Source organism: Mesorhizobium sp. WSM4833, assembly GCF_055811095.1.
Genome location: NZ_JBVVQG010000002.1, coordinates 307,588 through 332,153, shown reverse-complemented (window position 1 = coordinate 332,153; position 24,566 = coordinate 307,588). Strand labels below are relative to the sequence as shown.

The 24,566-nt window shown below is 63.5% G+C and carries 25 protein-coding genes; 14 read left to right on the top strand and 11 right to left on the bottom strand.

What is annotated here, in order from left to right; translation table 11 throughout:
- Positions 1-75 precede the first annotated feature (75 nt).
- Positions 76-342 (top strand): BrnA antitoxin family protein, encoded by a 267-nt coding sequence (locus AC0L2D_RS04855; protein ID WP_275952521.1) that lies wholly within the window; start codon positions 76-78, stop codon positions 340-342.
- Between the two features lie 17 nt (positions 343-359).
- Here AC0L2D_RS04855 and AC0L2D_RS04850 read toward each other — a convergent pair whose 3' ends face one another.
- From AC0L2D_RS04850 to AC0L2D_RS04810, 9 genes are all read right to left on the bottom strand, one after another.
- On the bottom strand, positions 360-716 hold the full coding sequence (locus AC0L2D_RS04850; RefSeq protein ID WP_013530464.1) for a cupin domain-containing protein: 357 nt from the start codon (positions 714-716) through the stop codon (positions 360-362).
- Positions 717-725: 9 nt separating this feature from the next.
- Positions 726-2,108 carry an NAD(P)/FAD-dependent oxidoreductase gene (locus AC0L2D_RS04845; RefSeq protein WP_473540485.1) on the bottom strand — a complete coding sequence of 461 codons (1,383 nt, stop codon included), beginning with the start codon at positions 2,106-2,108 and terminating at the stop codon, positions 726-728.
- A 28-nt stretch (positions 2,109-2,136) separates the two neighbouring features.
- The gene (locus tag AC0L2D_RS04840) at positions 2,137-3,246 is read right to left on the bottom strand and encodes an ABC transporter ATP-binding protein (protein ID WP_473540484.1); all 1,110 of its coding nucleotides are present in this window, start codon (positions 3,244-3,246) and stop codon (positions 2,137-2,139) included.
- Between the two features lies 1 nt (position 3,247).
- Entirely contained in the window at positions 3,248-4,036 is a 789-nt protein-coding gene (locus AC0L2D_RS04835) for an ABC transporter permease (protein WP_027160917.1), read from the bottom strand.
- On the bottom strand, positions 4,033-4,941 hold the full coding sequence (locus tag AC0L2D_RS04830) for an ABC transporter permease (RefSeq protein WP_473540483.1): 909 nt from the start codon (positions 4,939-4,941) through the stop codon (positions 4,033-4,035). Before AC0L2D_RS04830 ends, AC0L2D_RS04835 begins: the two co-directional genes overlap by 4 nt.
- 24 nt (positions 4,942-4,965) lie before the next feature.
- Positions 4,966-6,045: an extracellular solute-binding protein gene (locus tag AC0L2D_RS04825; RefSeq protein ID WP_275952525.1), complete on the bottom strand. Its 1,080-nt coding sequence runs from the start codon at positions 6,043-6,045 to the stop codon at positions 4,966-4,968.
- A 3-nt stretch (positions 6,046-6,048) separates the two neighbouring features.
- On the bottom strand, positions 6,049-6,741 hold the full coding sequence (locus AC0L2D_RS04820) for a helix-turn-helix domain-containing protein (protein WP_024503956.1): 693 nt from the start codon (positions 6,739-6,741) through the stop codon (positions 6,049-6,051).
- A gap of 132 nt (positions 6,742-6,873) precedes the next feature.
- Positions 6,874-7,968, bottom strand: a complete 1,095-nt coding sequence (locus tag AC0L2D_RS04815) for an ROK family transcriptional regulator (RefSeq protein WP_064992539.1) — start codon at positions 7,966-7,968, stop codon at positions 6,874-6,876.
- A 57-nt stretch (positions 7,969-8,025) separates the two neighbouring features.
- Complete coding sequence (locus AC0L2D_RS04810; protein WP_064992538.1) at positions 8,026-8,676, bottom strand: SGNH/GDSL hydrolase family protein; 651 nt, start codon at positions 8,674-8,676, stop codon at positions 8,026-8,028.
- A gap of 353 nt (positions 8,677-9,029) precedes the next feature.
- On the opposite strand from AC0L2D_RS04810, the gene AC0L2D_RS04805 reads away from it, so the two are divergent.
- The 5 genes from AC0L2D_RS04805 to AC0L2D_RS04785 all read left to right on the top strand — a co-directional run bounded on the left by AC0L2D_RS04805 (position 9,030) and on the right by AC0L2D_RS04785 (position 14,372).
- Positions 9,030-10,076 (top strand): substrate-binding domain-containing protein, encoded by a 1,047-nt coding sequence (locus AC0L2D_RS04805; RefSeq protein WP_395316698.1) that lies wholly within the window; start codon positions 9,030-9,032, stop codon positions 10,074-10,076.
- An 81-nt stretch (positions 10,077-10,157) separates the two neighbouring features.
- Positions 10,158-11,669, top strand: coding sequence for a sugar ABC transporter ATP-binding protein (locus tag AC0L2D_RS04800; protein WP_473540482.1), 1,512 nt, complete (start codon positions 10,158-10,160; stop codon positions 11,667-11,669).
- Positions 11,670-11,678: 9 nt separating this feature from the next.
- Positions 11,679-12,641 (top strand): ABC transporter permease, encoded by a 963-nt coding sequence (locus tag AC0L2D_RS04795; RefSeq protein WP_473540481.1) that lies wholly within the window; start codon positions 11,679-11,681, stop codon positions 12,639-12,641.
- A 3-nt stretch (positions 12,642-12,644) separates the two neighbouring features.
- Complete coding sequence (locus tag AC0L2D_RS04790) at positions 12,645-13,598, top strand: ABC transporter permease (protein WP_473540480.1); 954 nt, start codon at positions 12,645-12,647, stop codon at positions 13,596-13,598.
- A gap of 90 nt (positions 13,599-13,688) precedes the next feature.
- On the top strand, positions 13,689-14,372 hold the full coding sequence (locus AC0L2D_RS04785) for an SGNH/GDSL hydrolase family protein (protein ID WP_013530477.1): 684 nt from the start codon (positions 13,689-13,691) through the stop codon (positions 14,370-14,372).
- Positions 14,373-14,519: 147 nt separating this feature from the next.
- On the opposite strand, the gene AC0L2D_RS04780 is transcribed toward AC0L2D_RS04785, so the two are convergent.
- The gene (locus AC0L2D_RS04780; RefSeq protein WP_224620654.1) at positions 14,520-14,888 is read right to left on the bottom strand and encodes a hypothetical protein; all 369 of its coding nucleotides are present in this window, start codon (positions 14,886-14,888) and stop codon (positions 14,520-14,522) included.
- Between the two features lie 105 nt (positions 14,889-14,993).
- The gene (locus AC0L2D_RS04775) at positions 14,994-16,097 is read right to left on the bottom strand and encodes a histidinol-phosphate transaminase (protein WP_473540479.1); all 1,104 of its coding nucleotides are present in this window, start codon (positions 16,095-16,097) and stop codon (positions 14,994-14,996) included.
- A gap of 131 nt (positions 16,098-16,228) precedes the next feature.
- Here AC0L2D_RS04775 and AC0L2D_RS04770 point away from each other — a divergent pair, with 131 nt between their 5' ends.
- From AC0L2D_RS04770 to AC0L2D_RS04735, 8 genes are all read left to right on the top strand, one after another.
- Entirely contained in the window at positions 16,229-17,002 is a 774-nt protein-coding gene (locus tag AC0L2D_RS04770; protein WP_013530480.1) for an SDR family NAD(P)-dependent oxidoreductase, read from the top strand.
- A gap of 207 nt (positions 17,003-17,209) precedes the next feature.
- Positions 17,210-18,532, top strand: coding sequence for a histidinol dehydrogenase (hisD, locus tag AC0L2D_RS04765; protein WP_473540478.1), 1,323 nt, complete (start codon positions 17,210-17,212; stop codon positions 18,530-18,532).
- Positions 18,533-18,547: 15 nt separating this feature from the next.
- The gene (locus tag AC0L2D_RS04760; RefSeq protein WP_473540477.1) at positions 18,548-19,570 is read left to right on the top strand and encodes a zinc-dependent alcohol dehydrogenase; all 1,023 of its coding nucleotides are present in this window, start codon (positions 18,548-18,550) and stop codon (positions 19,568-19,570) included.
- A 32-nt stretch (positions 19,571-19,602) separates the two neighbouring features.
- Positions 19,603-20,352: a histidine utilization repressor gene (hutC, locus tag AC0L2D_RS04755; protein WP_473540476.1), complete on the top strand. Its 750-nt coding sequence runs from the start codon at positions 19,603-19,605 to the stop codon at positions 20,350-20,352.
- A 29-nt stretch (positions 20,353-20,381) separates the two neighbouring features.
- The gene (locus tag AC0L2D_RS04750; protein ID WP_473540581.1) at positions 20,382-21,680 is read left to right on the top strand and encodes a hypothetical protein; all 1,299 of its coding nucleotides are present in this window, start codon (positions 20,382-20,384) and stop codon (positions 21,678-21,680) included.
- Between the two features lie 200 nt (positions 21,681-21,880).
- On the top strand, positions 21,881-22,888 hold the full coding sequence (locus AC0L2D_RS04745; RefSeq protein ID WP_473540580.1) for an ABC transporter substrate-binding protein: 1,008 nt from the start codon (positions 21,881-21,883) through the stop codon (positions 22,886-22,888).
- A 28-nt stretch (positions 22,889-22,916) separates the two neighbouring features.
- The gene (locus tag AC0L2D_RS04740) at positions 22,917-23,765 is read left to right on the top strand and encodes an ABC transporter permease (protein WP_013530487.1); all 849 of its coding nucleotides are present in this window, start codon (positions 22,917-22,919) and stop codon (positions 23,763-23,765) included.
- A gap of 10 nt (positions 23,766-23,775) precedes the next feature.
- Positions 23,776-24,555 (top strand): ABC transporter ATP-binding protein, encoded by a 780-nt coding sequence (locus AC0L2D_RS04735; RefSeq protein WP_473540475.1) that lies wholly within the window; start codon positions 23,776-23,778, stop codon positions 24,553-24,555.
- Positions 24,556-24,566 lie beyond the last annotated feature (11 nt).

Genomic DNA, 24,566 nt, shown 5'->3' with positions numbered 1-24,566 from the left:
CGACGGTGCTGGTTGGGCTATGGTGGCTCAGGCGTGCTACGTCGCGCACGAATCATCCTCAGTCAGGGTCATCCAATGGCAAATCCTCCGCGCCGACCGACAAATCCGATGACGGCCGCCGAAGCGGCTTTCAAGCCAATCAAGAAGCCGGTTGCTCCTATTCGTGAGCCGTTGGCCGCTCCAGGCGTCAGGGAACTTGTTTCGATCCGGATCGACCGCGCCGTGCTGGACCATTTCCAGGAGGACGGTCCCGGCTGGCAGGACCGCATCAACGACGCCTTGCGGCGTGTGATAGAAGGCAAGCCGATCGTTACCGGGGGTGATCGTTCAGACGACGAGTAGCGGCTGTTCCAGCCGGCTCACGCTTCGAAGTGCAGGATATAGAGCTTGCGCGTTTTCTCGTGGATCGTCCATTCGCCTTTCCAGCCTTTCGGCAGCACCAGCATTTCGCCCGGACCGACGTCCTCGCTGCGGCCATCGGGACCATGCAGCGAGACCCGGCCTGACACGATGTGGCAGGTTTCGGAATTGGTCTCGCGCGAGGCCGTGAAGCGGCCCGGCGTGCACTCCCAGACGCCGACTTCCAGTGCGCCATCCGGCGAGGTCCACAGCGTCGTCGAGGCTTCGAACTGATCGCCGCTGATCGAGGTCGGCTTGGGCTCAGGCTCGCCGAGGTCGATGGAGGCGAGGTGGGCGAAGGTCTGGAAGTCGGTCATGGCAGTCTCTCAATGTCCTGTGATGCGGTCGGCGATCGCGGCCAGTTTCGACGTGTGCTGGAGGCCCGCTTCCTCGCGCTCGTCGGCAACGCGATAGAGCTGATACATCGAGTGGACGCCGAGCCAGCGCATCGGCTCGGGCTCCCATTTGCTGACCTTTCGGTTGACCCAGGGCAGGCGGGTCAGTTCGGTGTCGCGGCGCAGGATAAGGTCGCGCAGCGTGCGGCCCGAAAGGTTGGAACTCGAGACGCCGAGCCCGACATAACCGCCGGCCCAGCCGATGCCGGTTTCAAGATCGAGCCCTGCCGTCGTGCACCAGTCGCGCGGCACGCCCAGCACGCCGCACCAGGCGTGGTCGATGCGAAGCTTCGCAGTCTGCGGCAGCAGCCGGGTGAGGATCGCGTGCAGGCTTTCGATCGTCGCCTGCTGCGTTTGGCCGCGCACATCCGTTTGCGAGCCGTAACGATAGGGTACGCCGCGTCCGCCCATGGTGATGCGGCCTTCCCTGGTGCGCTGCGCATAGCAATAGGCGTGCGCGGAGTCGCCCAGAAGCTCATGGCCCTCCCAGCCGATCTCGTCCCACAGTGATTGCGGCAGCGGCTCGGTGATGATCTGTGCGCTGTTGAGCGGCAGCCAGAGCCGTTCATTGCCTGGTATGCCGGCCGTGAACCCTTCCGTGGCACGGATGATGATCGGCGCGCGCACGGTGCCGCGGTTCGTCGTGACCTTGCCCTTCTCGATGCCGGTCACGGTGGTCTGCTCGTAGATCGGCACACCGAGCCGCTCGACGGCTTCGGACAGGCCGCGCACCAGCTTGGCCGGCTGCACACGCGCGGTGCCGTGGTGGATATAACCGCCAAGCACATTCCTGATGTTGATGCGGGCCTTGGCCTCTGCCTGGCCGATCAGGCTGACACGCTCGCTCGGCACGCTCCAGCCGATCGCATCGGCATAGGCGGCGTTGATCCGTTCGAGCTGCGGCGGGTTGGTCGCCACCGTCAGATTGTCGACGCGACGGATGTCGGCATCGATGCCTTCGGCTTCGGTCACCTTGATCACTTCGTCGACCGTGCCATGCATGGCCGTTTCCATGTCGATGACAGCGCCGCGCGTCGAGGTCTGCAGATATTTCTCGCGCGACCAGCTGAAGCCGCCGGACAGCCAGCCGCCATTGCGGCCCGACGCGCCGAAGCCGGCGAACTCCCGCTCGACGATGGCGATGCGGATCGATGGATCGGCCTTCTTCAGGTAATAAGCCGTCCACAGGCCGGTGTAGCCGGCGCCGACGATGCAGACATCGGCTTCGAGATCGCCCGGAAGCGGCGCGCGATAGGCCGGCAGGCCGATGTCGGCATACCAGAACGAGACGTTGCCGTTGACTTTGGCGTCCATGTCTAAAAATCCTGCGGGGAAAGAGCGGTCAGGTCATCGTCATGTCGGCGCGATCGTCGTCGGCAAGAAGTTTTGCATCGACGACCGACCAGCGCAGATCGACCGTGTCACCAATCGAGAACGGTGTGGCTTCCAGCGACGAGCGTACGATGGCGACCGAGCCGTCGCGCAACGTCACCTGGTATTTCGAGCCGGAGCCCAGATAGATCGCCTCGCTGACTTGACCGGTGAGGCTGTTCTGCCCGGCGGCGGGAGGCGTGTTGGTGCCGGCAAGCGAAAGCTTCTCCGGCCGCAGCAGGACCACCGGTTTGCTGCCGCTGGCGAGCTTGCCGTTGGCCACGATCTTCTGGCCGGCGATCGTCAGGCTGGTTTCGCTTCCGGACGTCAGGGCGGTGCCACGCAAACTGGTCGATTCGCCGATGAACTTGGCCACGAACAGGGTCGTCGGCTCGTCGTAGAGCTGGCGGCCGGTTCCGACCTGTTCGATGCGGCCCTGATTGAAGACGGCGATGCGGTCGGACAGGACCAGCGCCTCTTCCTGGTCGTGCGTCACATAGACGAAGGTGGTGCCGAGTTCGCGATGGATGCGCTTGATCTCCAGTTGCAGCCATTCGCGCAGTTTCTTGTCGAGCGCGCCGAGCGGTTCGTCCATCAACAGCAGCGGCGGATCGAAGACGATGGCGCGCGCCAGCGCCACGCGCTGCTGCTGGCCGCCGGAAAGTTCGGAGGGATAGCGATGCGCGAAGTCGGCCATCTTGACCATGTCCAGCGCGCGCACGACGAGACGGTCGCGCGCCTGCTTGTCCATGCCGCGCAAGGTGAGGGGATAGGCGACGTTCTTGCCGACCGTCATATGCGGAAACAGCGCGTAGTGCTGGAAGACAACGCCGATGTTGCGCTTGTGGGCCGGCAGGGCGACGATGCTTTTGCCGCCGACGGCGAGGTCGCCGGAGGTGAGGTCGGTGAAGCCCGCCACGACGTTGAGCGTCGTGGTCTTGCCCGAGCCGCTGGGGCCGAGCAGCGTCATGAACTCGCCCGGCTCGATATGCAGGCTGACATCGTCGAGTGCGGTGAAATTGCCGTAGCGCTTGGTTGCGCCCCTGATGTCGATGGCCGCGCCGCGTTTCCTCGCAGTCATCTCAACTCCTCGTCGATTTCGAGCTGATGATCAGCCCGGCGCTGATAATCAGCGTCGTGGCAATGAAGATGATGGTTCCGACGGCCGTCACCGTCGGATCGGCGTCGCGGGTGATGCTGGTGAAGATCTGCACCGGCAAGGTCTTCAGGTAGGGACTGGTGATGAACAGCGCGACGATGATCTCATCGAAGGAGGTGACGAAGGCAAACAAAAGCCCGGACAGGATGCCGGGCGCGATCAGCGGCAAGGTCACGGTGCGGAATGTGGTGAAGCGGTTGGCGCCGAGGCTTGCCGCCGCCGTCTCCAGCCGCGCGTCGAAGACTTCGAGGCTTGCCGACACGGCGATGATGACGAAGGGGATCGCCAGCATCGTATGTGCGATTACGAAGCCGGTGGTGGTGCCGACGAGCTGGTAATCAAGGTAAACGGCATAGATGCCGATCGCCAACACCACGCCGGGCACGATCATCGGCGTGATCAGGATGGCGCGCAGCAGGCCGGCGCCGGAATGTTTCATGCGGCTGAGGCCGAGCGACGCCAGCGTGCCGATCAGCGTGGCGGCGACGGCGACGAGGCCCGCGACCCTCAGCGAATTGAAGAAGCTCGACAGCCAATCGGGGTTGGTGAAGAAATTCTCGTACCATTGCCAGGAGAAACCGGAGGGCGGGAAAGCGAGCGACTTCTTCTCGTTGAATGACATCGGGATGATGACCAGCGTCGGCATCACCAGCCAGACGGCGACCAGCAGGCAGAACAGACCGAGCAGAAGGCGGGATGGTGCCAGTCTCATGATCTGGACGCCTGCTTGTGGCGCTGGCGCATCAGCGGGGCGGCGAGCGCCAGAAGCACGAAGGTCGCGACCAGCAGCACGACGCCCATGGCGCCGCCGCGGCCCCAGTTGAGCAGGCTGAGCACCTGGCTCTGCACCAGCGTCGACAGCATGGTGCTGCGCGGGCCGCCGAGCAGGGCAGGCGTGATGTAGAAGCCGAGCGACAGGATGAAGACGATGATGGCGCCGGCGAAAACGCCGGGCAGCGACAGCGGCAGATAGATTTGCAGGAAGGCGCGTGTCGGGCGCGCACCAAGGCTGCGCGCCGCCTGCACGAGGCGCAGATCGATGCCTCGCATGACCGAATAGAGCGGCAGGATCATGAACGGCAGCAGCACCTGCGCCATGCCGATGACGACGCCAGTCTGCGTGCGGATCAGCTTCACGCCGTCAAAGCCGAGCAGCCTGATGACCGAATTGATGATGCCGGAATCCTGCAGCAGGATGACCCAGGCCAGGGTGCGCACCACGCCGCTGACCCAGAACGGCACCAAAACGCACAGGATGAGGACCAGCCGCAGGCGCGGTCCGACCGCCGTCATGAGATAGGCATAGGGGTAGGCGGCGATGACGCAAACGATGGTGACCCAGGCTGCGATGGAAAAGGTGCGCCACAGGACGGTGACGTTCACCGGGGTGGAAAAGAACCAGACATAGTTCTGCAAGCCCCAAGATGGGTCCGAGAAGCTGCGCAGCGTGACGGTCAGCAAGGGATAGCCCATCGCGGCGATGAGCAAAGCCAAGGCGGGCATCGCCAGCAGCGAAGGATAGGCAGCAAGGTGCGGGCGCCGCTGCGGCGCCCGCACGGCACCTGGCGGCCGAGGATGATCACCCCCGGCCGTCGGCGTATGCGATGTCTGGCTCACGCCGTCACCTCAGCGGTAGCCGGCTCAGTTGCCGGCCATCAGCGCTGTCCACTTGTCGGACGCGGCGGCGAAGTTGGCGACCCAGAACTTGATGTTCTGCTGATAGCCGAGCTTGGCGTGGTCCGGCGTGTTGGTCAGAAAGGCGGCGACGGATGCGTCGACCTTCGGCTGTGCCTCGTTGTTGATCGGCGAGTAGGAGGTCTGCTCGGTCAGGATCTCCTGCGACTTCTTGCCGAGATAGGCGTTGATCAGCGCGTAGGAAGCGTCGGTATCCTTGGCGCCGACCGGGATGGTCAGCTGGTCCATGACGACCAGCCAGTCCTTCCACACCGGCGTGTAGGCAGCGCCGTTCTTGACCGCCGTCATGGCGCGGCCGGTCCACATGATGATCATGTCGGCCTCGCCGGATTCGGCGAGCTGCTGGGATTCTGCGCCCGTCTTCCAGAAGATGGTGTCGGGACCGATCGCCTTGATCTTGGCGATGCCCTTGTCGATGTCGGCCGGCGTCATGGCGTCGACCTTGCCGCCGTCTGCCAGGATGGCCTGTTCGATCAGACCGCCGAGCGGGCTGCCGCTGCCGTCGATGGCGCGGGTGCCGGGAAATTTCGCGGCGTCGAAGAAGTCCTTCCAGTCCTTCGGCGGATTGTCCTTGTACGTGTCGTTCTTGTACATCAGGACCATGCCGTAGTTCATCGCCGGCACGCTGCACTCGCCGACCTGTCCGGGCGGGATGTGCGAGATGTCGAGCTTGGTCAAATCCAGCTTCTGGAACAGTTTTCCGCAATGCACGAAGGGCGGAAAATCGTCCGTATCGACGACATCCCAGGTCACATTGCCTGATTCGACCTGCGCCTGGAGCTTGGCGATTTCGGTCGGCCCGTCGTTCAAAAGCTTGACGCCGCTCTTGTCGACGAATTCCTTGAGGGCGGCGACCTGGCCGTCCTGGTAGATGCCGCCATAGGAGACGAAGGTCAGCGTCTTTCCCTTCAGCGAGCCGTCCACCACGGTCCCGGCCGGCGGTGCGTTCTGCGCGTGAGCGGCGGCCGCAAGCAAGGCCAGTGCGGCGGCGCCGACGAACCCGGCCAATCTTGATCTGCTTCCCATTTTCTAACCCTCCGATGGCTCGCTGTTTGATTTTGGTAGGCCGGGCGCGAGCGTTTTCCGGGCTACATATTGGTCGAGGTCGACGGCGCCGCTGGTCGGCGGCGCAATGATCCACAGCACTTCGGCCACCGTATCGCCGACATTGATCGTCCGGTGGGGCGTCGAGGTCGAATATTCGATGCTATCGCCCTCTTCGAGGGTGAAGCTCTCCTCGCCGAGCGTCAGTTGCACGCGTCCGCGCAGCACGAGGAACATCTCGCTCGCGTTGCCGTGCGTGTAGGGCACGTCGCCGGTCGAGCCGCCGACGGCGAACTCGCCGCAATAGACTTCCATCTCGCGGATCGGCCGGCGCGACAGCAGCGTCTTGCGGTAGCCTTCGCTGGTCGGCAGCGCCGGCCGCTCGCTGCGTGTCAGCACCGCGTGCGGCGACACTTCGCATTCGTCGAAAAGATCGGCGAGGCTGATGCCGAGCGCATTGGCAATCAGCATCAGCGTGCTGGTGTTGGCGCCGGAAAGGCCGCGCTCGAGCTGGCTTAGGAAACTGGCGGTGGTGCCGATCATGTCGCCGAGCTGGCGCAGCGTCAGGCGCCGCGTGGTGCGATAGGCCTTGATCCGATCGCCCAATACCGTCGAGCGGCGCGCTTCGGCGCTGGTCGCGGCATTGTCGTTGAGTGCGTGATCCGCAGCGATTTTCATGGCGATCTCAGGGTTCACTTAACATGCTATTAAGTGGGGCGTCCTGGCAAGCGGATTCGCCTGGTCACCTGAAAATCATCGATGGACCTGCAGAGGGCATGATCGGCCGACCGGCAACCCGGTTCAGCTCGATCACTGGATCATGAAGCGCGAACTGAATGGCAGGCTTGCCGCGCCGACGGCCTTCGGGCTGATGGTGACGCGCGCCGGCAGCGCTTCGATGCCGGGGAATTCCCGGCCGATGTCGTCGCACAAGGCCTCGGCAATCTTTTGCGGCGCATAGCTGGACAGGACGACCGTCCTGAACTCGACAAACTGGGTCAGCGCGGAGATCGACGCTTTCAGGCGGTCGGAACACTCGCCCAGCCATGCGCTGTAGGCCTCGCCCAGATCGGGCCACTCAGGGCTGCTGCTCCAGATGATTTCGGATGGGCGCCCGCGCATGGCCAATTCGCTCTCCAGGCGCATCAGGCCGTGATCGAAGCTGGCGCTGGAGCTTCCCTTGTAGATCTGGTGGTTGAGGATGAGCCTGCTCTGCAGCCGTGCTCCGAGATAGAAGAACAGATAGTCGTTGAGCGGTTTTGCGACGCCGAACATGCTCTCGCCGCCGGCTGCCGCGGTGATGTCGTTCTGCACGAAAACCGGCAGCTTGATCTGTTCCTCGATCTCGGCCTGCAAGGCTTTCAGCGAGGTGCTCGATCCGTTGCGGGTTGCAGCCATCGTGTCGACATCGTCGGGAACCGCCAGGCCGATGCCGGCAACCCGGCTGCGCGCCTCGACCGGCAGGCTGGTCATGGCTTGCCCGATCGCGCCGAACAGATCGCTGCTTTGCGGAAACGGATTGGCTTCATCCGCCGGCAACTGCGTGTGGAAGCGCACCGTGCCGATGAAGTCGATGAGCGCGATGTCGATCCTGCGCCGGCTGAAGCCGACGCCAACCGCATAGGCGCCCTCCGGGTTGAGTGAAAGCGGGATCGTCGGCGGCCCGACGCGGCCGCGCTGCGCCTCGCCCTGCGAGACCAGGCCCTCCTGCTCGAGCGAGCGAACGATGACCGAAGCCGTCTGCGCCGACAGGCCGGTCTTCTCGCCGATTTCCATCCGCGAAATGCCTTCGTTCTGAAGCAGCAGGGATAGCACCAGCCGCTCGTTGTAGCTGCGGACGCTCAATGCATTCAGCCCGCTCGCACGATCGGCGATGCGCAAGGGATTGGGTGGTGCGAATCTCATGTCAGGCAAAGGTCGCCCCGTCGGTAAGAGCGCGTTGCCTGGCGGCGGTATGGTTGCTCATGTCGAGCGGCTCCAGCCGATGGCATCGACCGCGCGGGCGAGCGCGGCGCCCAGCAATCTGTGCGCCTCGGCATCGATGTGAAAGCCGTCCGCCTCGCTGCACGACACCACCGAGCCGGCATCGAAAAAGTGCAGTTCGAGCGAGTCCGCCAGGACTTCGAATTCGAGCGCCAGCAGGCGCGATTTCTCGGGTGCGCCGGCGAAGATGGACTTCCATTCCTTGACGTCGTCCTGCATCGGCGGCGGCGCCACGATCATGATCTCGGGCGTCGAGCCGCCCGGACCTGGCGCCAGCTCCTTGATGTCATAGACCAGGCAGCCGATCCCCATCGCCACTTCCGACGGCGGCTTGTTGAAGCGGATCTTCAGATCGTTGGTGCCGAGCATGATGATGACGAGGTCGAGCGTCGCATGGCTCTGCAGGCAAGGACGAAGATAGGTTCGGCCGTTCTTGTGGGCGCCCTCGATCGGGTCGTCGTGGACGGTGGTGCGGCCGCTCAATCCCTCCTCGATGACATACCAGTCAGGGCCCAGCTGAGAACGCAATATGCCCGGCCAGCGTTCACCCGGACCATAGCGCTCGAGCGGCCCCCTGCCGGGGATCTGGCCGTGCGTGTTGGAGTCGCCGTAGCACAAGACTGATCGCATGTTTTTCCCGCCGGGACAGACTGCGCGCCGAAGCCGGCGAGCGCCATTCATGATGGATAGTGGAGCGGCGAAAGGCAAGCAAGGGAATAGTCATTCAACCTGACTAACTATTGACAGGGCGAATCCGCTGTGCTTCTAAAGTGCCCGGAGGAGTTCTCGACCGTCATCATCGTCCAGCAGAAGTTGGGCTTCGACACGCATGTGTTCGGGGGCGGGAGAATTGCGCGCATCGGTCGGTTTGTGACGGGGGCATGCATTGGGAGAGCGTCTCGTGGCCATACGAATTTGTAGGCCGGAGCAACCACAAGGAGGAGTGTTCAATGTTAGGATTGCTGAAAACCGTCGGCCTGGGGATGCTCGTTGCGTCCACGCTTGCCGTGACGTCCCTGGCGCATGCGCAAGACGTCAAGCTGATGGACGGCGTGGCGCCGCGCCCCGACGACACGCGCATGACCGCCGCCGGTGCGTTCAAGAAGGACCCGCCTTGGGTCATCGGCATGAGCGACTTCGGTGTCAACGCAAACACCTGGACGGTGCAGGTGGCGCATGAGGCGGAGAACGCCGCGGCCAAGGACAAGCGCATCTCGAAATTCATCCTGCTCGATGCCGGCTTCGACCAGAAGAAGCAGGTGGCCGATATCGAGGACCTGATCGCACAGCATGTCGACGCCATCATCGTTCAACCGGTGACCAGCACGTCGGCCAATGCCAGCATCGCCAAGGCGGTCGCCGCCGGCATCCCGGTCATCCTTCACACAGGGCGTATCGATTCCGACGCCTACACCACCGAAATCCAGGGCGGCGCCGAGCACTTCGGCAAGGTCATGGGCGACTGGCTGGTGAAGACCGTCGGCGACAACGGCAAGATCTGGGTCCTGCGTGGCCTGGCCGGCCATCCGGAAGACACCAACCGCTACAACGGCCTCCTGGAATCGCTCAAGGGCACGCATGTGCAGATCATTGCCGAGGAGCATGGCGACTGGCAGTACGACAAGGCCAAGAAGCTGTGCGAGACGCTCTATCTGAACAATCCGCAGGTCGACGGCATCTGGTCGTCCGGTGCCGACATGACGCGCGCCTGCGTCGATGTCTTCAAGCAGTTCGGCACACCCATTCCGCCGATTTCGGGCGAGGGCAACAATGGCTATTTCGGCCAGTGGATTACGGATGGGTTCAAGTCGATCTCTCCGGAATACAGTCCCGCCCAGGGCGCTGCCGGCGTGCGCGCTGCCGTTGCCCTTCTGGAAGGCAAGCAGCTCTACAAGCGCTATGTCTACAATCCCGACGGATGGGACCAGGACAAGGCCAAGAAATACTATCGCGACGACCTGACCGCCAATGTCTGGTGGCCAAGCGAACTGCCGGAAGACAAGCTCAAGGAATACTACGGCAAGAAGTGACGGCGCCGTGGCTGGCGGGGAGTGGACAAACATTCCCCGCAGGCCGTTCCATGTGTTGAATCCGGTTCGTTCGAGGGTTTCGTGACCAATCTTGTCGAGATGTCCCACATTTCGAAGGCATTCGGAGGGAGCAAGGCGCTCCACTCCGTTTCCCTGGACCTCAAGGCGGGCAGCGTCCACGCCCTGATGGGCGAGAACGGTGCCGGCAAATCGACGTTGATGAAGATTCTGGCGGGCGTGCATCAGCCCGATTCCGGCGAGATCTTCATGAGCGGCGAGAAGCTCGATTTGAAGTCGCCGCGCGCCGCGCTCGATGCCGGCATTTCGACCGTTTTCCAGGAGCATTCGCTGCTGCCCAATCTGTCGATCGCCGAGAACATGTTTCTCGGCCGGGAGCCGACGACCCGGTTTGGCTCGATCGACTATCCCGCGATGAAAAGCCAGACCGCCAGGGCGCTTGGCGAACTCGGCCTCACGCTCGACCCGTCGCAACTCGTTTCCAGCCTGACGATCGCCGAGCGGCAATTCGTCGAGATCGCGCATTGCATCCAGGCCGACGCCAGCGTGCTCATCCTCGATGAGCCGACGGCGGCTCTCAACGCGGCCGATGTCGATGTGCTCAACCGCAACATCCGCCGGCTGCGCGACAAGGGAAAAGCCATCGTCTACATCTCGCATCGCATGGAGGAGATCTTCGAGTTGTGCGACACGGTGACGGTGCTGAAGGATGGCGCACTGGTCGGCACAAGGACGGTGCCCGAGATCACCACCGACGAACTCATCGCCATGATGGTCGGACGCGAACTCCAGGACCTTTTTCCCGATCGTACGGGCGATGTAGGCGATGAGATACTGCGCGTCGAAAACCTCAAGATCACCGAGACATCGCAGCCGCTGTCGCTGACTTTGCACAAGGGCGAGATCGTCGCCCTGGCCGGGCTGGAAGGGCAGGGCCAGCAGCGCTTCCTGCGATCGCTGATTGGCCGCTACCATCCCTTCGCCGGGACGATTTCCATCAACGGCAAGGCGCTGAAGATGCCGCTCCCGGCGTCGGCGGGCGTTCGGTATTTGCAGCAGCTGAAGGTCGGCTTCGTTCCCGAGGACCGCAAGGAAGAGGGGCTCTTCCTCGCTTTGCCGATCGCCCACAACATCGCCATCGGATTGCATTCGAGGCGCCCTGAACTTGCGCCGGCGCGGCCATATCGAAACGTCATCGCCCGCATGATGGAGGTCATGAACATAAAGGCGGCGGGCCTGTCGGCTGCGGTCGGTTCGCTGTCGGGCGGCAACCAGCAAAAGGTTCTGCTCGGCCGCTACCTTGCCGCCGATCTCGATCTTCTGCTGGTCGAAGAGCCGACGCGCGGCGTCGACATCGGCGCCAAGTCCGAGATCTACCATCTTCTGCGGGACTTCACCGCGAAGGGCGGCGCGGTGCTGGTGCTCTCGCGCGAGACGATCGAGCTGATCGGGCTCTGCGACCGCATCTACGTCGTCCATCACGACACGATCGTGGCCGAAATGCTGGCAGCGCAGGCGAGCGAACACAAGATTCTCGACGCGGCCCTCATGGGCGGCTCCACGCGCCAGCATTAGGGGCCTGCCATGGTTCGTTCGGTTTTCAACATCCTGAATGGCCGGAACACGCGGCAGGGCCTGTGGGGCCTGCCGCTGCTGGTCGCCTTGCTCATTTCGCTGTGGCTCACCGTCGAGACGACGCAGTTCGCCACGGCCGAAAACCTCTTCAACCTGGTTGCCCAGGCGATGCCGCTGATCATCGCGGCGATCGGACAGCTCGTCGTCGTGCTCATCGGCGGGCTCGACCTGTCGGTCGGCTCGGTCATCAGCTTCACCACCGCGGTGCTGGCGCTCGACCAGCCAGCGATTGTGTTGATCCCGGCGGTCTTCGTGCTGGCGGCAGTCATCGGGCTGATCAACGGTCTGGCGATCACCCGTTTCAACGTCCATCCGATCATCGCGACGCTGTCGACGCAGTACATCGTGCTCGGCATCACGCGCATCCTGCGGCCCATCTCCGGCGGCACGGTGCCGGAGATCGTCATCGATGCCGTCTCGGGCAGTTTCCTCGGCATTCCCTATCCGGTTTTCTGGGGCATCGTCGTGATCCTGGCAGCGTGGAAACTGCTCTACGGATCCCGGTATGGGCTGCATCTGTTTGCGATCGGCGGCGGCATCGCGTCCGGCGCCGAGAGTGCTGCCCGCAATTTCGGCGTCTCCGACCGCCGCAACATCATCCTCGCCTATGTGATCTGTTCCTGTTTCGCAGCCGTTGCCGGTGTCTTCCTGGCCGGGCGCATCGTGTCGGGCGATCCGAATGTCGGGCTGCTTTTCGAACTCGATACCGTCACCGCCGTGGCGCTTGGAGGCACCCAGCTTTCCGGTGGCATAGGCAGCCTGCACGGCACCGTGATCGGCGCGCTGGTCATGGCGCTGCTGGCCAATGGCATGAACCTCGCCAACGTCTCGCCGTTCGTCCAGACCGCGATCAAGGGCGGCATCCTGCTGGCGGTGGTCGGGCTGCAATCCCGCAAGAAGATGGGGCTCTGAAAGATGGCTGCCGTTCTCGCAAATCCGATCGCCCGGCGCCTGCTGCGCATACCGCCGTCCTATTTTGTCTTCCTCGTGCTGCTGGTCACGCTGTGGATCGCACGGCCGAACATGCTCAACCTCAACATCATGGGTATCTTCGTCAGGCAGATCGTCCCGCTCGGCATCCTGGTTCTGGGGCAGCTCGTCGTCATGCGGGTGAAGTCGATCGACCTTTCCGGCGGCGGCATCATCCTGCTCATCAACTATTTCATTTCGTCGGGCACTTTCCCCGGCGCGTCGATGCCTTTCTTCGTCGTGCTGGCGCTCGCCACCGGCCTCGCCATCGGCCTGTTCAACGGCTTCATGATAGGGAGCCGGCGGGTGTCGGCGGTCATCGTCACGCTGGCGGTCAGCATCATCCTGGTCGGGCTGGTGCAGTTCCTGTCGAGCGGCAATCCGCCCGGCGATGTGCCGAAGCTGTTCAACGACCTCTACAACACGAAATTCCTGTCGGTTCCGACGCCGGTGCTGTTCTGGGTCCTGCTGACCGCTTTGGTGTGGCTGCTGCTGTCGCGGACCGTCTTTGGCCGCTACGTCGCCTCGGTCGGGGAGAATGCCGAAGCCGCGCATTTTTCCGGCGTGCCGGTCCAGCGCACGGTGATCCTTGCGCACACGCTCGCCGGCCTGATCGCGGCGATCGCGGCCCTGGTGCAGACCGGTTCGATCGCCGTCGGCAGCGTCCGTGTCGGCCTCGACCTGCCGATCCTGGCGGTCGCGGCAACGATCCTCGGCGGCGTCGTCTTCGGTCGCGGCGACGGTGGCGTCTGGGGACCTTTCTTCGGGGCGTTGTGCTTTGCGCTGCTGTTCGTGGTGATGACCGTGCTCGGCATCGACGAGCCTGGCAAGCTTATCGCGCAGGGCGTCATCATCCTGGGTGCCGCGATCTTCTACGGAGTGCGGGTGCGAAACCCCTGACCTGAGACGGCGAAAAGCAAGCCGACCGGCGTTCGCCGGGACTGACAAATCAACGCGTTCAGACAATTGCAAACAGATGGAGAAACATGGATGTCACCGCCAAAAAACATCATGTGCTACGGCGACTCGCTGACCTGGGGCTGGGTTCCGGTCAAGGAGGGGTCGCCGACCTACCGCTACCCCTATGACCAGCGCTGGACCGGTGTGATGGCGGCGGCGCTGGGAGGGGGCTACCACATCATCGAGGAAGGCCTGAGCGCGCGCACGACATGTCTCGACGACCCCAACGATCCGCGCCTGAACGGCGCCAATTACCTGCCCTCGGCCATCGCCAGCCATCTGCCGCTGGACCTGGTCATCGTCATGCTCGGCACCAACGACACCAAGTCCTATTTCCGCCGGACGCCTTATGAGATCGCCAATGGAATGGCGAAACTGGTCGGGCAGATCCTGACCAGTGCCGGCGGCATCGGCACCCCTTATCCGGCCCCCAAGGCGCTGGTCATTGCGCCGCCGCCGCTGACCCCGATGCCCGATCCATGGTTCGAGGGCATGTTCGGCGGCGGGCACGAAAAATCCAGGGACCTGGCCAGGCAGTACAAGGCGATGGCGGATTTCATGAAGATCGATTTCCTCAATGCCGGCGATTACCTCACCACGGACGGTGTCGACGGAATTCATTTCACCGCCGCAAACAACGCCGATCTGGGACGCGCCGTCGCCGACAAGGTCAAGTCGATCCTCGAGCCGGGCCAGGTCAGCACCGCCGCTTGAAGCCGCCACGCCCGTCGGCTTGCGGCACACAGGCCCACGGCGCAGGTGTGTCGCAGGTTCCTCCGGCGATGCACATCGATGCGGGGCCGAACGATGCGTTTGGCCCCGCGTTGATATGGCGCCCGGCGCCGGCAGATGTGCGTCGATCTAGGGGCTTGGCCTCGGAACATCATCGGCCGATGCTTTGGTTTGACGATCGAAGACGACCGCCAGGCCGTTCTTGACGGCAAGTGAGGCGACCATGTCGTCGAGCTCGCGATCGGGAATGGCGGGTTTGAGGACCTGCCGGATGGCCCGATAGGCCTGCTCGGTCGACACATAGTCATAGCGCTTTTTACGCGCTTCCACATATTGCTCGATGAGAATGCCCAATCGGCGGGCGGCTATGTCATCTGGCTGCTGCAAGGGAGCCTCCTCAAGCGTCGATCGTTTGCAGACCCCTCGGATGTAAAAACCCACGCTGCGAAAGTTAAGGCCTGCGGCTGGTCCGAAGCCAAATAAATACGCTGTGGTCATCGACGATCCGCACGGCAGCCAAGCCAAGCGTCGGTCAAGGCCTTGGGCGAAATAGGGCGGCAGCGATCGGCTCCCAAGCGCGGAGCGATCCGCCCAGACGTGCATTCATAACAGCGCCGACAGAGCGGCCATGAAGTGGTCGTTTTCCGAAGTCGAGCCGATGCTGACACGCACATAGGTGTCAAAGCCCTGCTGCTTCCACGGTTTGACGATGACCCCTTGCCGCAGCAGGCCTTCGACGAAGACGGAGGCATCCTGCCGGCAGTTGAAGAACAGGAAATTGCCTCTGGAGGCGGCGACGTCGAGGCCCTTGCTCGCCAGGAAAGTCTCGACGCGTTTTCTCTCCGCCCTGGCCAGAGCTACGACCCTGGCGAGGTGTTCGTCATCGGCCAGCGCCGCGAATGCTGCGGCCTGGGCCATGCCGTTGGCGTTGAAAGGCGTGCGGACGCGGTCCAGCAGCGCGCGCAGCTCCGGGTCGCCGACGATGCCGAAGCCGATCCGCAATCCGGCCAGGCCGAACGCCTTGGAAAAGGTCCGAAGCACGATCCAGGGCCGGTCGAGCTTTCCCAGATAGGGCAGGGATGACGCATAGTCGTCGCCCTTGGCATATTCGGCATAGGCTTCGTCGATGACGATCAGCGTCTCGTCGCTCGTCGCATCCAGAACCCTCGACAGATCGCCGCCGGAGAGCCAGCTGCCGACCGGGTTCATCGGGTTCGAGAACAGCAGCATGCGCGGCCGTTCGCGCACCGCCTCGACCAGCGCATCGACATTGATGGTCAGATCGTCGTTGACGACAACGCGCTTGACGGTAGCGCCCATCAACGTCGTGTAGTCCTCATGCAGCGGAAACGACGGATAGAGCGTGACGACGGCGTCGCCCGGCCGCAACACCGCGCGGCTGATGACGGAGAGAAGATCTTCGGAACCGTTGCCGAGGATAATCTGGTCCTCGGCGACGGCATATTTGTCGCCGATCGCCTGGCGCAGCTTGCGCCCGGCAGGATCCGGATAGAGGCGGAACATCTCGGAGCCGGCATGCATCGTCGCGGCGAGGGTCGGGCTGGGCCCGAGCGGGTTTTCGTTCGAGCCCAGTTTGGCGATTCTGGCCGGTGCGTATCGTTTCCGCACCTCGTCAATGGTCAGTCCGGAATTGTAGGGCGACAGGCGGTTGACTTCGGTGCGGACCATATCCGAGGCTTTCGACACGGGCTGGCTCCTCTGCGGTGGATTTCGTCATCCGTACCGCAGCTGAAATGCTTTGTATATGCTTGTATATGTAAGCTGACCTGATAGTCTCTACGCCGAAGCGGAAACCGACAACCGACCAGGAGGATCACATGCGCAACGCTTCTCTCTTCGATCTCTCCGGCAGGAAGGCGCTTGTCACCGGCGCCAGCCGTGGCATCGGGCGCAGCATCGCCGAAGCGCTGAGCGCTGCCGGCGCCGACGTCGCGGTCACGGCGCGCAGCCTGGCCGCGCTGGAGCACACGACGGTCGCCATCCGCGCGGCCGGTGGGGTGGCGCATGCCGTCGCTCTCGACGTCACCGATGTCGGCCGCTGCCGCGCAGCCACCAACGAGGCTGCCAGCCTGCTTGGTGGTCTCGACATTCTCGTCAACAATGCCGGGATGGAGGAGGTGCGGCCCTCGCTCGATGTCGACGAGGCGCTGTGGGACAGGATCGTCGACACGAATCTGAAGGGAGCGTTCTTCTGCGCCCAGGCCGCCGCGCGGCAGATGCGCGACGCCGGCCGTCCCGGCACCATCATCAACCTGTGCTCGCTGACGTCGGAAGTCGGAATCCCAACCGCGGTGCCGTATGGCTCGTCGAAGTCCGGCCTGCTCGGCATGACGCGGGCGCTTGCGGCCGAGTGGGCGGAGCTTGGCATAAGGGTCAACGCCATCGCGCCGGGCTATTTCAGGACGGCGATGACGGACGTTTTTTACAACAACGAGGCATGGCAGCACTCCATGCTGGCCAAGATTCCGCAGCGGCGTTTCGGTGATCTCTCCGACCTGCATGGCATCGCCGTGTTCCTCGCTTCGGATGCGGCGGCCTACATAACCGGCCAGTCCATTCCGGTCGATGGCGGCTTTCTCGCCTCGATCTGATGAGGCAGGTTTGTCTCGGTAGTTTCGACGGGAAGGATGATGGAAAAATCGCTGGCGACCGTCACATAGACATGTATATACTTTTGCCCGAGTGAAGCGTCTCGACGGCTTTGATCCTTGTTCAGGGTCGACCTGTCGGCCCGCAGCATATGGCCGGCCTGCGCCAGCCGTCATTGCGTTCCAAGAGTTCCAGGAGAACGAGCAGCCATGTCCGACATCAGCTTCCACGATTTGTCATCCATCGATGCCGACCAGCGCGCCAGTTTGCTGAAGCGCGCCGAGGCCGATCTGACGGTCTTCGTCGAGAAGGTCCGGCCGATCATCCAGGCCGTCAAGGACGAAGGCGACGCCGCCTTGATCCGCTTCGCCAGGGAACTCGACAAGGCCAATGTCGCCGAGGGCGAGCTGCAGGTGTCGGAAGCCGAGTTCGACGCGGCGTTCGACAAGGTGGAAAAGGACGTCGTCGAGAGCATCCAGTTCGGCATCGACAACATCAGGCATTTCCATGAGGAGCAGAAGCCGGAAACGATGTGGCTCAAGGAAGTCCGGCCGGGCGCCTATGCCGGCGACCGGTACACGCCGATCGCTTCCGTTGCGCTCTACGTGCCGCGCGGCAAGGGCGCCTTTCCGTCGGTGACGATGATGACGTCGGTGCCGGCGGTGATTGCCGGCGTGCCGCAAATCGCCATCGTGACGCCGCCGACATCGGATGGTTCGGTGGACGCGGCAACGTTGGTCGCCGCACGCCTCGCCGGCGTCGGAACCGTCTACAAATGCGGCGGCGCTCAGGCAGTTGCTGCCGTCGCCTACGGCACGGAGACGGTGAAGCCCGCGCTCAAGATCGTCGGCCCCGGCAGCCCCTGGGTGGTGGCGGCCAAGAGCGTGCTGTCGTCGGTCATCAACACAGGCCTTCCGGCCGGGCCGTCCGAAGCGATCATCTTTGCCGATGACAGCGTCGACGGCGGGCTTGCCGCGCTCGACCTGTTGATCGAAGCCGAGCACGGGCCGGATTCCTCGGCCTATCTGGTGACGCACAGCCGCAAGGTCGCCGAAGCCGCATTGGCTGCAATCCCGGAGCATTGGTCGCGGATGACCGAGCAGCGTGTCGAGTTTTCACGCGCGGTGCTGACCGGCAAGCGCGGCGGCATCGTGCTGACGACGTCGCTGGAGGACAGCTACCGCTTCATCAACGACTATGCGCCCGAACATCTCGAGATCCTGTCGAAGGAGCCGTTCGCGCATCTCGGGCGCATCACGGAGGCGGCTGAAATCCTGATGGGGCCGCACACGCCGGTGACGCTGGCCAATTTCGTGCTTGGACCCAATGCGGTGCTGCCGACCAGCCGTTGGGCGCGGACCTACGGGCCGCTTTCGGTGACGGATTTCGTCAAGCGCTCGTCGGTCGGCTATGTCACCTCGGTGGCCTATCCGGAACTCGCTCTGCACGCCCGCAGGCTCGCCCGCTACGAGGGCTTCAGCTCGCATGAGAACGCGGTCTCGGAGATCCGCGACCGCTATCTTGCCGGCTGAGCGGAACCGATCGAGATGAAGGCGGCACGACTTTACGGGCCCGGCGATCTGCGCGTCGAGGACATCGCGACGCCGGGCGCGCCGGATGCAGGCTGGGTGAAGCTCAGGGTCGATGCCGCCGGCATCTGCGGTTCGGACCTGCATAATTTCCGCACGGGACAGTGGATAAGCCGGTCGCCTTCGACGGCCGGCCATGAGCTGACCGGCACGGTGACCGCCACCGGCGAGGGCGTCGACGCCTTCGCTATCGGTGACAGGGTTGTCGCCGATTCCCGCTTCTGGTGCGGAGACTGCGCGCAATGCCAAGCCGGCAGGCATCATCTCTGCGCGTCACTGGGCTTCGTCGGAGAGGTCTGCGACGGCGGTTTTGCCGAACAGGCGGTGCTGCCCGCACGGCTTTTGCATATCATCGATGCCGGGCTCGACGAGCGGGTCGCGGCAATGGCCGAGCCGCTGGCGGTGGCGCTGCACGCGGTGCGGCGCCTGCCGAAAACGACAGGCTCCGTGCTGGTCGTCGGTTGCGGGCCGATCGGCGGTCTTGCCGCCCTGCTGTTGTCGCGGACCTTCGCCGGCACCGTGCTGATCGCCGACCGCAACCAGAGCCGCTGTGCCCGGGTGGCGCGGGTGACGGGTGCCCGGATCGTCGATCTGAGCCGGGACGCCGTTGCCGCCGCAACTGCCAATGCCCCGCTGCTCGCGGCCATCGAGGCGACCGGCAGCGTCGCGGCGCTCAATCAGCTGCTCGGCGTTCTCGATCCCGGCGGTACGATCGCCATGGTCGGCATCTTCCACGGCCGCCTCGACATTGATCCCAATACGCTGGTCGAACGCGAAATCGGGTTGCTGGGATGCCATGCCTTTGCCGACGAACTGCCCGAGGCCGTGCGGATGCTGGGTGAATTGAGCGAACCGCTGCTGGCGCTGATCGACCAGGAGATCGGCCTGGATGACATTCCGGCTGCCTATGAGCGGCTGTTGGCGGGGCGCAGCGACGGCTTGAAAACAATCATCCGCATGCGGCAACCTGTCGAGTCGTGATTTCCGATGAATCGCCGGAAAGGACTTTTGAAATGATCACTTTGCCCGACACCGCCAGCCCTCTTTACGAGAAGGTGAAGGACTACATCCTGGCAAACATCGGAACGGGCCGGTGGGGCAAAGATCGCAAGCTGCCGTCCGAGAATGAGTTGGTCGCTTCACTCGGCGTCTCGCGGATGACGGTTCACCGGGCGCTCAGAGAATTGACCTCGGCCGGGTTTCTGATCCGCCTGCAAGGTGTGGGGACCTTCATCGCGCCGCCTAGGCCACAGTCGACGCTGATCGAGATCAACAACATCGCAGCCGAGATCGTCGAGCGCGGCAACAGACATCGTTCCGAAGTCCTCGTCCTCGAAACCATCATGCCGACAAAAGAGCTGGCGCTGTCGTTCGAATTTCCAAAGCGCGTCTCGATCTATCATTCCGTCGTCGTCAATTTCGAGAACGATCTGCCGGTGCAGCTCGAAGAGCGCTTCGTCAATCCGAGCCTTATCCCCGACTATGACAAGCAGGATTTTTCGAAGACGGCGACCTATGACTACCTCATGCAGAAAACCCCGGTGACCGAGGTCGAGCATATCATTTCCGCCGTCCCGGCGGATGCCGAGACGGCGCGGCATCTGGGCATCGATGTCGGCGCCTGCTGCCTTTTCCTGCACCGCCGGACATGGACGGGCGCGGTGGTGGCGACGATCAGCAAGCTGACTTATGCCGGCAGCCGCTACTCGCTCGGCAGCCGCTACTCGCTCGGCAGCCGCTATTCCCCTTCAAAAAGCAGCTGACGGAAGCAGGTCGAATGCAAGAGCGACAGATGACGCCGGCACCGAGCCGCACGGCGCGGATCCGGGCACTCGCGCAGCATGATGTTGCCGAAGCACAAAGCGCGCTGGCGGCATTGCTGGGCGACCTGTTCGCGATGCGCCCCCGCAATGTCCGCATCAACTTCGATAAATACAGCCTCAATTCGTTGAACGGCTTCTTCGAGGACGACGGCAAGGCCTACTTCTTCAAGTTCCATCAGGAGGAGCGGGAAGAGGCGATGACGGGCGAGTATTACCGCGCCGAGATTCTGTCGCGCGCCGGCCTGCCGGTTGATCAACCCGTGCATATGTCGGCCCAACCGGGCGAGCAGATCCTTGTCTATCGGCGGCGCACGGATCCGAGGTTTTCGGATGTGCTGTTCGCGCTGGATGCGCAGGACGATGCCGGCAAACGGAGAGAAGCCGTTCTTGCCGAGCGCGACCTGTCGGCCAGGCTGCTCAAGGTCTATCTCGAAACGCTGCATCCGGTAACCGTCGAGGAGGTGGCGGCGGAACCGATCCACAGGCTGTTTCATGAGCGGCTGATCGATGCCGAGACACGCTTGTCGCCAGGCGGCCGGCTGGCCGATTTCTATGTCGGCAAGCCGTTCGTCTTTCCCGGTGCCGAGCTGGATTGGGATCGGTTTTCCCGGCTGAAATTCGTCATCAATGGCGAGCAGTACACCGACAGCGTCGGTGAGCTTTTCGATGCCGCCGCAGTGCGCTTGCGGCCGGACCGGATTGCCGATGCAGGCGGCGTGGTCGCGCATGGTGACGCCCACAACGCCAATGTCTGGTACACGGCGAAGGCGGGGAGGGCGGAGCTGTCCTTCTTCGATCCTGCCTTTGCCGGCTCGCATATCCCGACGCTGCTGGCGGAGGTGAAGGCGACGTTCCACAACATCTTCGCCCACCCGTTCTGGCTCTATGATCCGGCGACCGCGACCGAGGCTTTTCGCGCCCATGCGCGGCTGGACGGAAACCTGCTCCATGTCGACACGGACTGGGACCTGAGCCCGATCCGCCGCGACCTGCTGGAGGTCAAGGCCACAGCGCTGTGGCGGCCATTGCTGCTTGAGCTCAAACGGCGCGGCATGCTGCCGGCCGATTGGCGCGCGGTGCTCCGGGCCGGTCTCTTCCTGTCGCCGACGCTGGTCATGAACCTGCGCGCCGGCGCACGCAGCCACACGCCGGTTTCTTCCCTTATTGCCTTTTCGGTGGCGGTCATGGTCGGCAGCGAACCTGTTGCCGGAACCGATCGGGTGACCGATTTTCTAGACCGGATTGATCCCGGAGAGCGTAAAAATTGAGTCTTTCCAACTTGTATATGCATGTATGTATTTTAGTCTTGACATCCGCTCCCGCTGACGCTGAAATATCCGCGCACTTCACCATGAAGTGGCAGGTAAGACGCCGAGGCACAGTGCCGCAAGAGCAGAAACCCGCAGTCTCACCGGACCGGCTACCTCAGTCAGAAAAAGCGGTCCGATCATCAAGGGGAACAAGGATGATGCGTAACCTAACAGGACAATTTCGCGCGCTCGTGATGGCCGCCGCCATCGGGCTCGCCGCCGCCCCGGCGGCCTACGCGGCCGATGCGGCCATTCCCACCACGCCCGAGGCAGGAGCGTTCAAGATCGGCATCGAGCCCTGGCTCGGCTATGGCCAGTGGCATGTCGCCGAGGCCAAGGGCCTGTTCAAGACAAACGGGCTGAGCGACGTCCAGATCGTCAACTTCGCCGAGGACAAGGACATCAATGCAGCACTTGCAAGCGGCCAGCTCGACGCCGCCAACATCGCCACCCACACGGCGATGGGCATGGTTGCGGCCGGCCTGCCGGTGAAGATCGTGCTGCTGCTCGACGTCTCCGTGACCGCCGACGCGATCATCGCTGGCAAGGACGTCACCTCCATCGCGGACCTCAAGGGCAAGGAGGTGGCCTTCGAGGAAGGCACGACGAGCGACATCCTGCTCAAATACGCGCTCACCAGGAACGGCATGTCGATCGACGATGTGAAACCGGTTCCGATGCCTGCGTCCGACGCCGGCAGCGCCTTGATCGCCGGCCAGGTGCCGGTCGCGGTGACCTATGAACCGTACCTCACCGTCGCCATGGCGCAGAACAAGGACCTCAAGCTGCTGTTCACCGCCGGCGAGGATCCCGGCCTGATCAGCGACGTGCTGGTGGTGCGTGACGAGGTGATCAAATCGCGGCCCGGCCAAGTGCTGGCCATGATCAAGAGCTGGGACGCAGCGCTCAAGGACTACAATGCCGATACGCCCGGTGGGCGCGCCATCATCGCCAAGGCTGTCGGTTCGGACGTCAAGGACCTCAACACCGCCTTTGACGGCGTGCGCTACTACTCACTCGCCGAAAACAAGGCGGCGCTGACCGGTGATTTCACCACCAAGACCTTCGCCGATGTCGAAGCCGCCGCCAAGAACGCCAAGCTGCTGCAGGCCGATGTGACGCCGGAGCAGATGATCGACCCGTCATTCGTCAAGGCGGCGGAATGACCAAGGCCGGATCGCGGTGGTGACGCAGATGCCCGGGGAGCGTCCCGCTCAAACGGATCCGGCTCGTCCCACGAAACAGGCGAGGCGTCGCCGATCCTCCGGCATCGGCGTGCCCATCGCCAGGTCGCGCTTCCTGGTGATCGCGGTGGCCGTGTTCGTCGGGCTCGGCCTTGCCTGGTGGGCGGCGACCGGACTGGGGTTGGTAAAGCCGATCTTCCTGCCATCGCCGGGCAGCGTCGCTATGCAGATCGCCAAGCTCGCGGCCGACGGCACGTTGTGGCTGGACCTCAAAGCCTCGATGTACCGTATCTCCATCGGCTTCCTCATCGCCTCGGCCCTGTCGATACCGATCGGCGTGCTGATCGGCAGTTTCCGTTCCTGGGAAGCGGCCATCGAGCCGCTGGTGGATTTCATCCGCTACATGCCGGTCGTCGCTTTCGTGCCGCTCTCCATCCTGTGGGCCGGCACCGGTGATTCGCAGAAATTCCTGATTATCTTCATCGGCACGTTCTTCCAGCAGGTGCTGATGATCATGGACAATGTGAAACGGGTTCCCGCCGATTTCATCGGCCTTGGGCGCACGCTCGGCTTGCCGGATCGCAAGATCCTGACGCGCATCGTCGTGCCCAGTGCCTTGCCGGGCATCTGGGATACGCTGCGCATCAGCCTGGGCTGGGCATGGACCTGGCTGGTGCTGGCCGAACTCGTCGCCGCGACTTCGGGGCTGGGCTATCGCATCACCGTGTCCCAGCGCTATTTCCAGACCAACACGATCATCGGCTACATCCTGCTGCTCGGCCTGCTCGGCCTCATCACCGACCAGGTGATGAAGGCGCTGGAAAAGGTGCTGTTCAAGCAAGAGGGCCGCTCGCAATGAGGTCCAGCCGATGAGCCCCAAATTGCGGATCGCCGGTCTCCACAAGAGCTTCGGCACGGGCGAGCGGCGCACGGAAGTACTGCGCGATATCAACCTCGATCTTGCCGACAACGAGTTCGTCTCCCTGGTCGGCACGTCGGGCTGCGGCAAGAGCACGCTGCTGTCGATCGTGGCCGGACTGCAGGACTTCGACGCGGGCGATCTCAGCATCGATGGCGCGCCGATCCTGCAGCCTGGTCTCGACCGTGGCGTCGTCTTTCAGTCCTACACGCTGCTTCCCTGGCTGACGGCGCGGCAGAACATCGAGTTTGCGCTCAAGGCCGCTGGTTACGATCGCCCGACCTGCCGCAGGATCGCGCTGGAGCATCTCGAACTCGTCAAGCTGTCTGGTAGTGCGGACCGCTATCCAGCCGAACTCTCGGGCGGCATGAAACAACGCGTCGCCATTGCGCGCGCGCTTTCCTACCGGCCCAAGATGCTGTTGATGGACGAGCCCTTCGGCGCGCTCGATGCCTTGACCCGGCATCAGATGCAGGAACTGCTGACCCAGATCTGGGAGGAACACAGGTTGACCGTCCTGTTTGTCACCCATGATGTGGAGGAGGCCGTCTATCTGTCGGACCGCATCGTCGTCATGGGCATCGGCCCGGGACGTATCACGCAGACATTCAACGTGGATATCGAGCGCCCGCGCCGCGAAGAGGTGATGGAAAGCCCTGCATTCATGGATCTGCAACGCGGCGTGCACAAGGCCATCCGCGAGGGTTCAAAACGCCCGGAAATGGCCTAGGCGCCTGCGGT

What these genes read in the sequence shown, in the direction of transcription:
- AC0L2D_RS04805 (WP_395316698.1), top strand. Translation starts at nt 9,030, where the DNA reads ATGCTCGTTGCGTCCACGCTTGCCGTGACGTCCCTGGCGCATGCGCAA.
- hutC (WP_473540476.1), top strand. Translation starts at nt 19,603, where the DNA reads ATGATCACTTTGCCCGACACCGCCAGCCCTCTTTACGAGAAGGTGAAG.
- AC0L2D_RS04740 (WP_013530487.1), top strand. Translation starts at nt 22,917, where the DNA reads ATGCCCGGGGAGCGTCCCGCTCAAACGGATCCGGCTCGTCCCACGAAA.
- AC0L2D_RS04815 (WP_064992539.1), bottom strand. Translation starts at nt 7,968, where the DNA reads ATGAGATTCGCACCACCCAATCCCTTGCGCATCGCCGATCGTGCGAGC.
- AC0L2D_RS04810 (WP_064992538.1), bottom strand. Translation starts at nt 8,676, where the DNA reads ATGCGATCAGTCTTGTGCTACGGCGACTCCAACACGCACGGCCAGATC.
- AC0L2D_RS04750 (WP_473540581.1), top strand. Translation starts at nt 20,382, where the DNA reads ATGACGCCGGCACCGAGCCGCACGGCGCGGATCCGGGCACTCGCGCAG.
- AC0L2D_RS04760 (WP_473540477.1), top strand. Translation starts at nt 18,548, where the DNA reads ATGAAGGCGGCACGACTTTACGGGCCCGGCGATCTGCGCGTCGAGGAC.
- AC0L2D_RS04745 (WP_473540580.1), top strand. Translation starts at nt 21,881, where the DNA reads ATGCGTAACCTAACAGGACAATTTCGCGCGCTCGTGATGGCCGCCGCC.
- AC0L2D_RS04735 (WP_473540475.1), top strand. Translation starts at nt 23,776, where the DNA reads ATGAGCCCCAAATTGCGGATCGCCGGTCTCCACAAGAGCTTCGGCACG.
- AC0L2D_RS04780 (WP_224620654.1), bottom strand. Translation starts at nt 14,888, where the DNA reads ATGACCACAGCGTATTTATTTGGCTTCGGACCAGCCGCAGGCCTTAAC.
- AC0L2D_RS04840 (WP_473540484.1), bottom strand. Translation starts at nt 3,246, where the DNA reads ATGACTGCGAGGAAACGCGGCGCGGCCATCGACATCAGGGGCGCAACC.
- AC0L2D_RS04855 (WP_275952521.1), top strand. Translation starts at nt 76, where the DNA reads ATGGCAAATCCTCCGCGCCGACCGACAAATCCGATGACGGCCGCCGAA.
- AC0L2D_RS04785 (WP_013530477.1), top strand. Translation starts at nt 13,689, where the DNA reads ATGTCACCGCCAAAAAACATCATGTGCTACGGCGACTCGCTGACCTGG.
- AC0L2D_RS04770 (WP_013530480.1), top strand. Translation starts at nt 16,229, where the DNA reads ATGCGCAACGCTTCTCTCTTCGATCTCTCCGGCAGGAAGGCGCTTGTC.
- AC0L2D_RS04835 (WP_027160917.1), bottom strand. Translation starts at nt 4,036, where the DNA reads ATGAGACTGGCACCATCCCGCCTTCTGCTCGGTCTGTTCTGCCTGCTG.
- AC0L2D_RS04845 (WP_473540485.1), bottom strand. Translation starts at nt 2,108, where the DNA reads ATGGACGCCAAAGTCAACGGCAACGTCTCGTTCTGGTATGCCGACATC.
- hisD (WP_473540478.1), top strand. Translation starts at nt 17,210, where the DNA reads ATGTCCGACATCAGCTTCCACGATTTGTCATCCATCGATGCCGACCAG.
- AC0L2D_RS04795 (WP_473540481.1), top strand. Translation starts at nt 11,679, where the DNA reads ATGGTTCGTTCGGTTTTCAACATCCTGAATGGCCGGAACACGCGGCAG.
- AC0L2D_RS04850 (WP_013530464.1), bottom strand. Translation starts at nt 716, where the DNA reads ATGACCGACTTCCAGACCTTCGCCCACCTCGCCTCCATCGACCTCGGC.
- AC0L2D_RS04825 (WP_275952525.1), bottom strand. Translation starts at nt 6,045, where the DNA reads ATGGGAAGCAGATCAAGATTGGCCGGGTTCGTCGGCGCCGCCGCACTG.
- AC0L2D_RS04790 (WP_473540480.1), top strand. Translation starts at nt 12,645, where the DNA reads ATGGCTGCCGTTCTCGCAAATCCGATCGCCCGGCGCCTGCTGCGCATA.
- AC0L2D_RS04820 (WP_024503956.1), bottom strand. Translation starts at nt 6,741, where the DNA reads ATGAAAATCGCTGCGGATCACGCACTCAACGACAATGCCGCGACCAGC.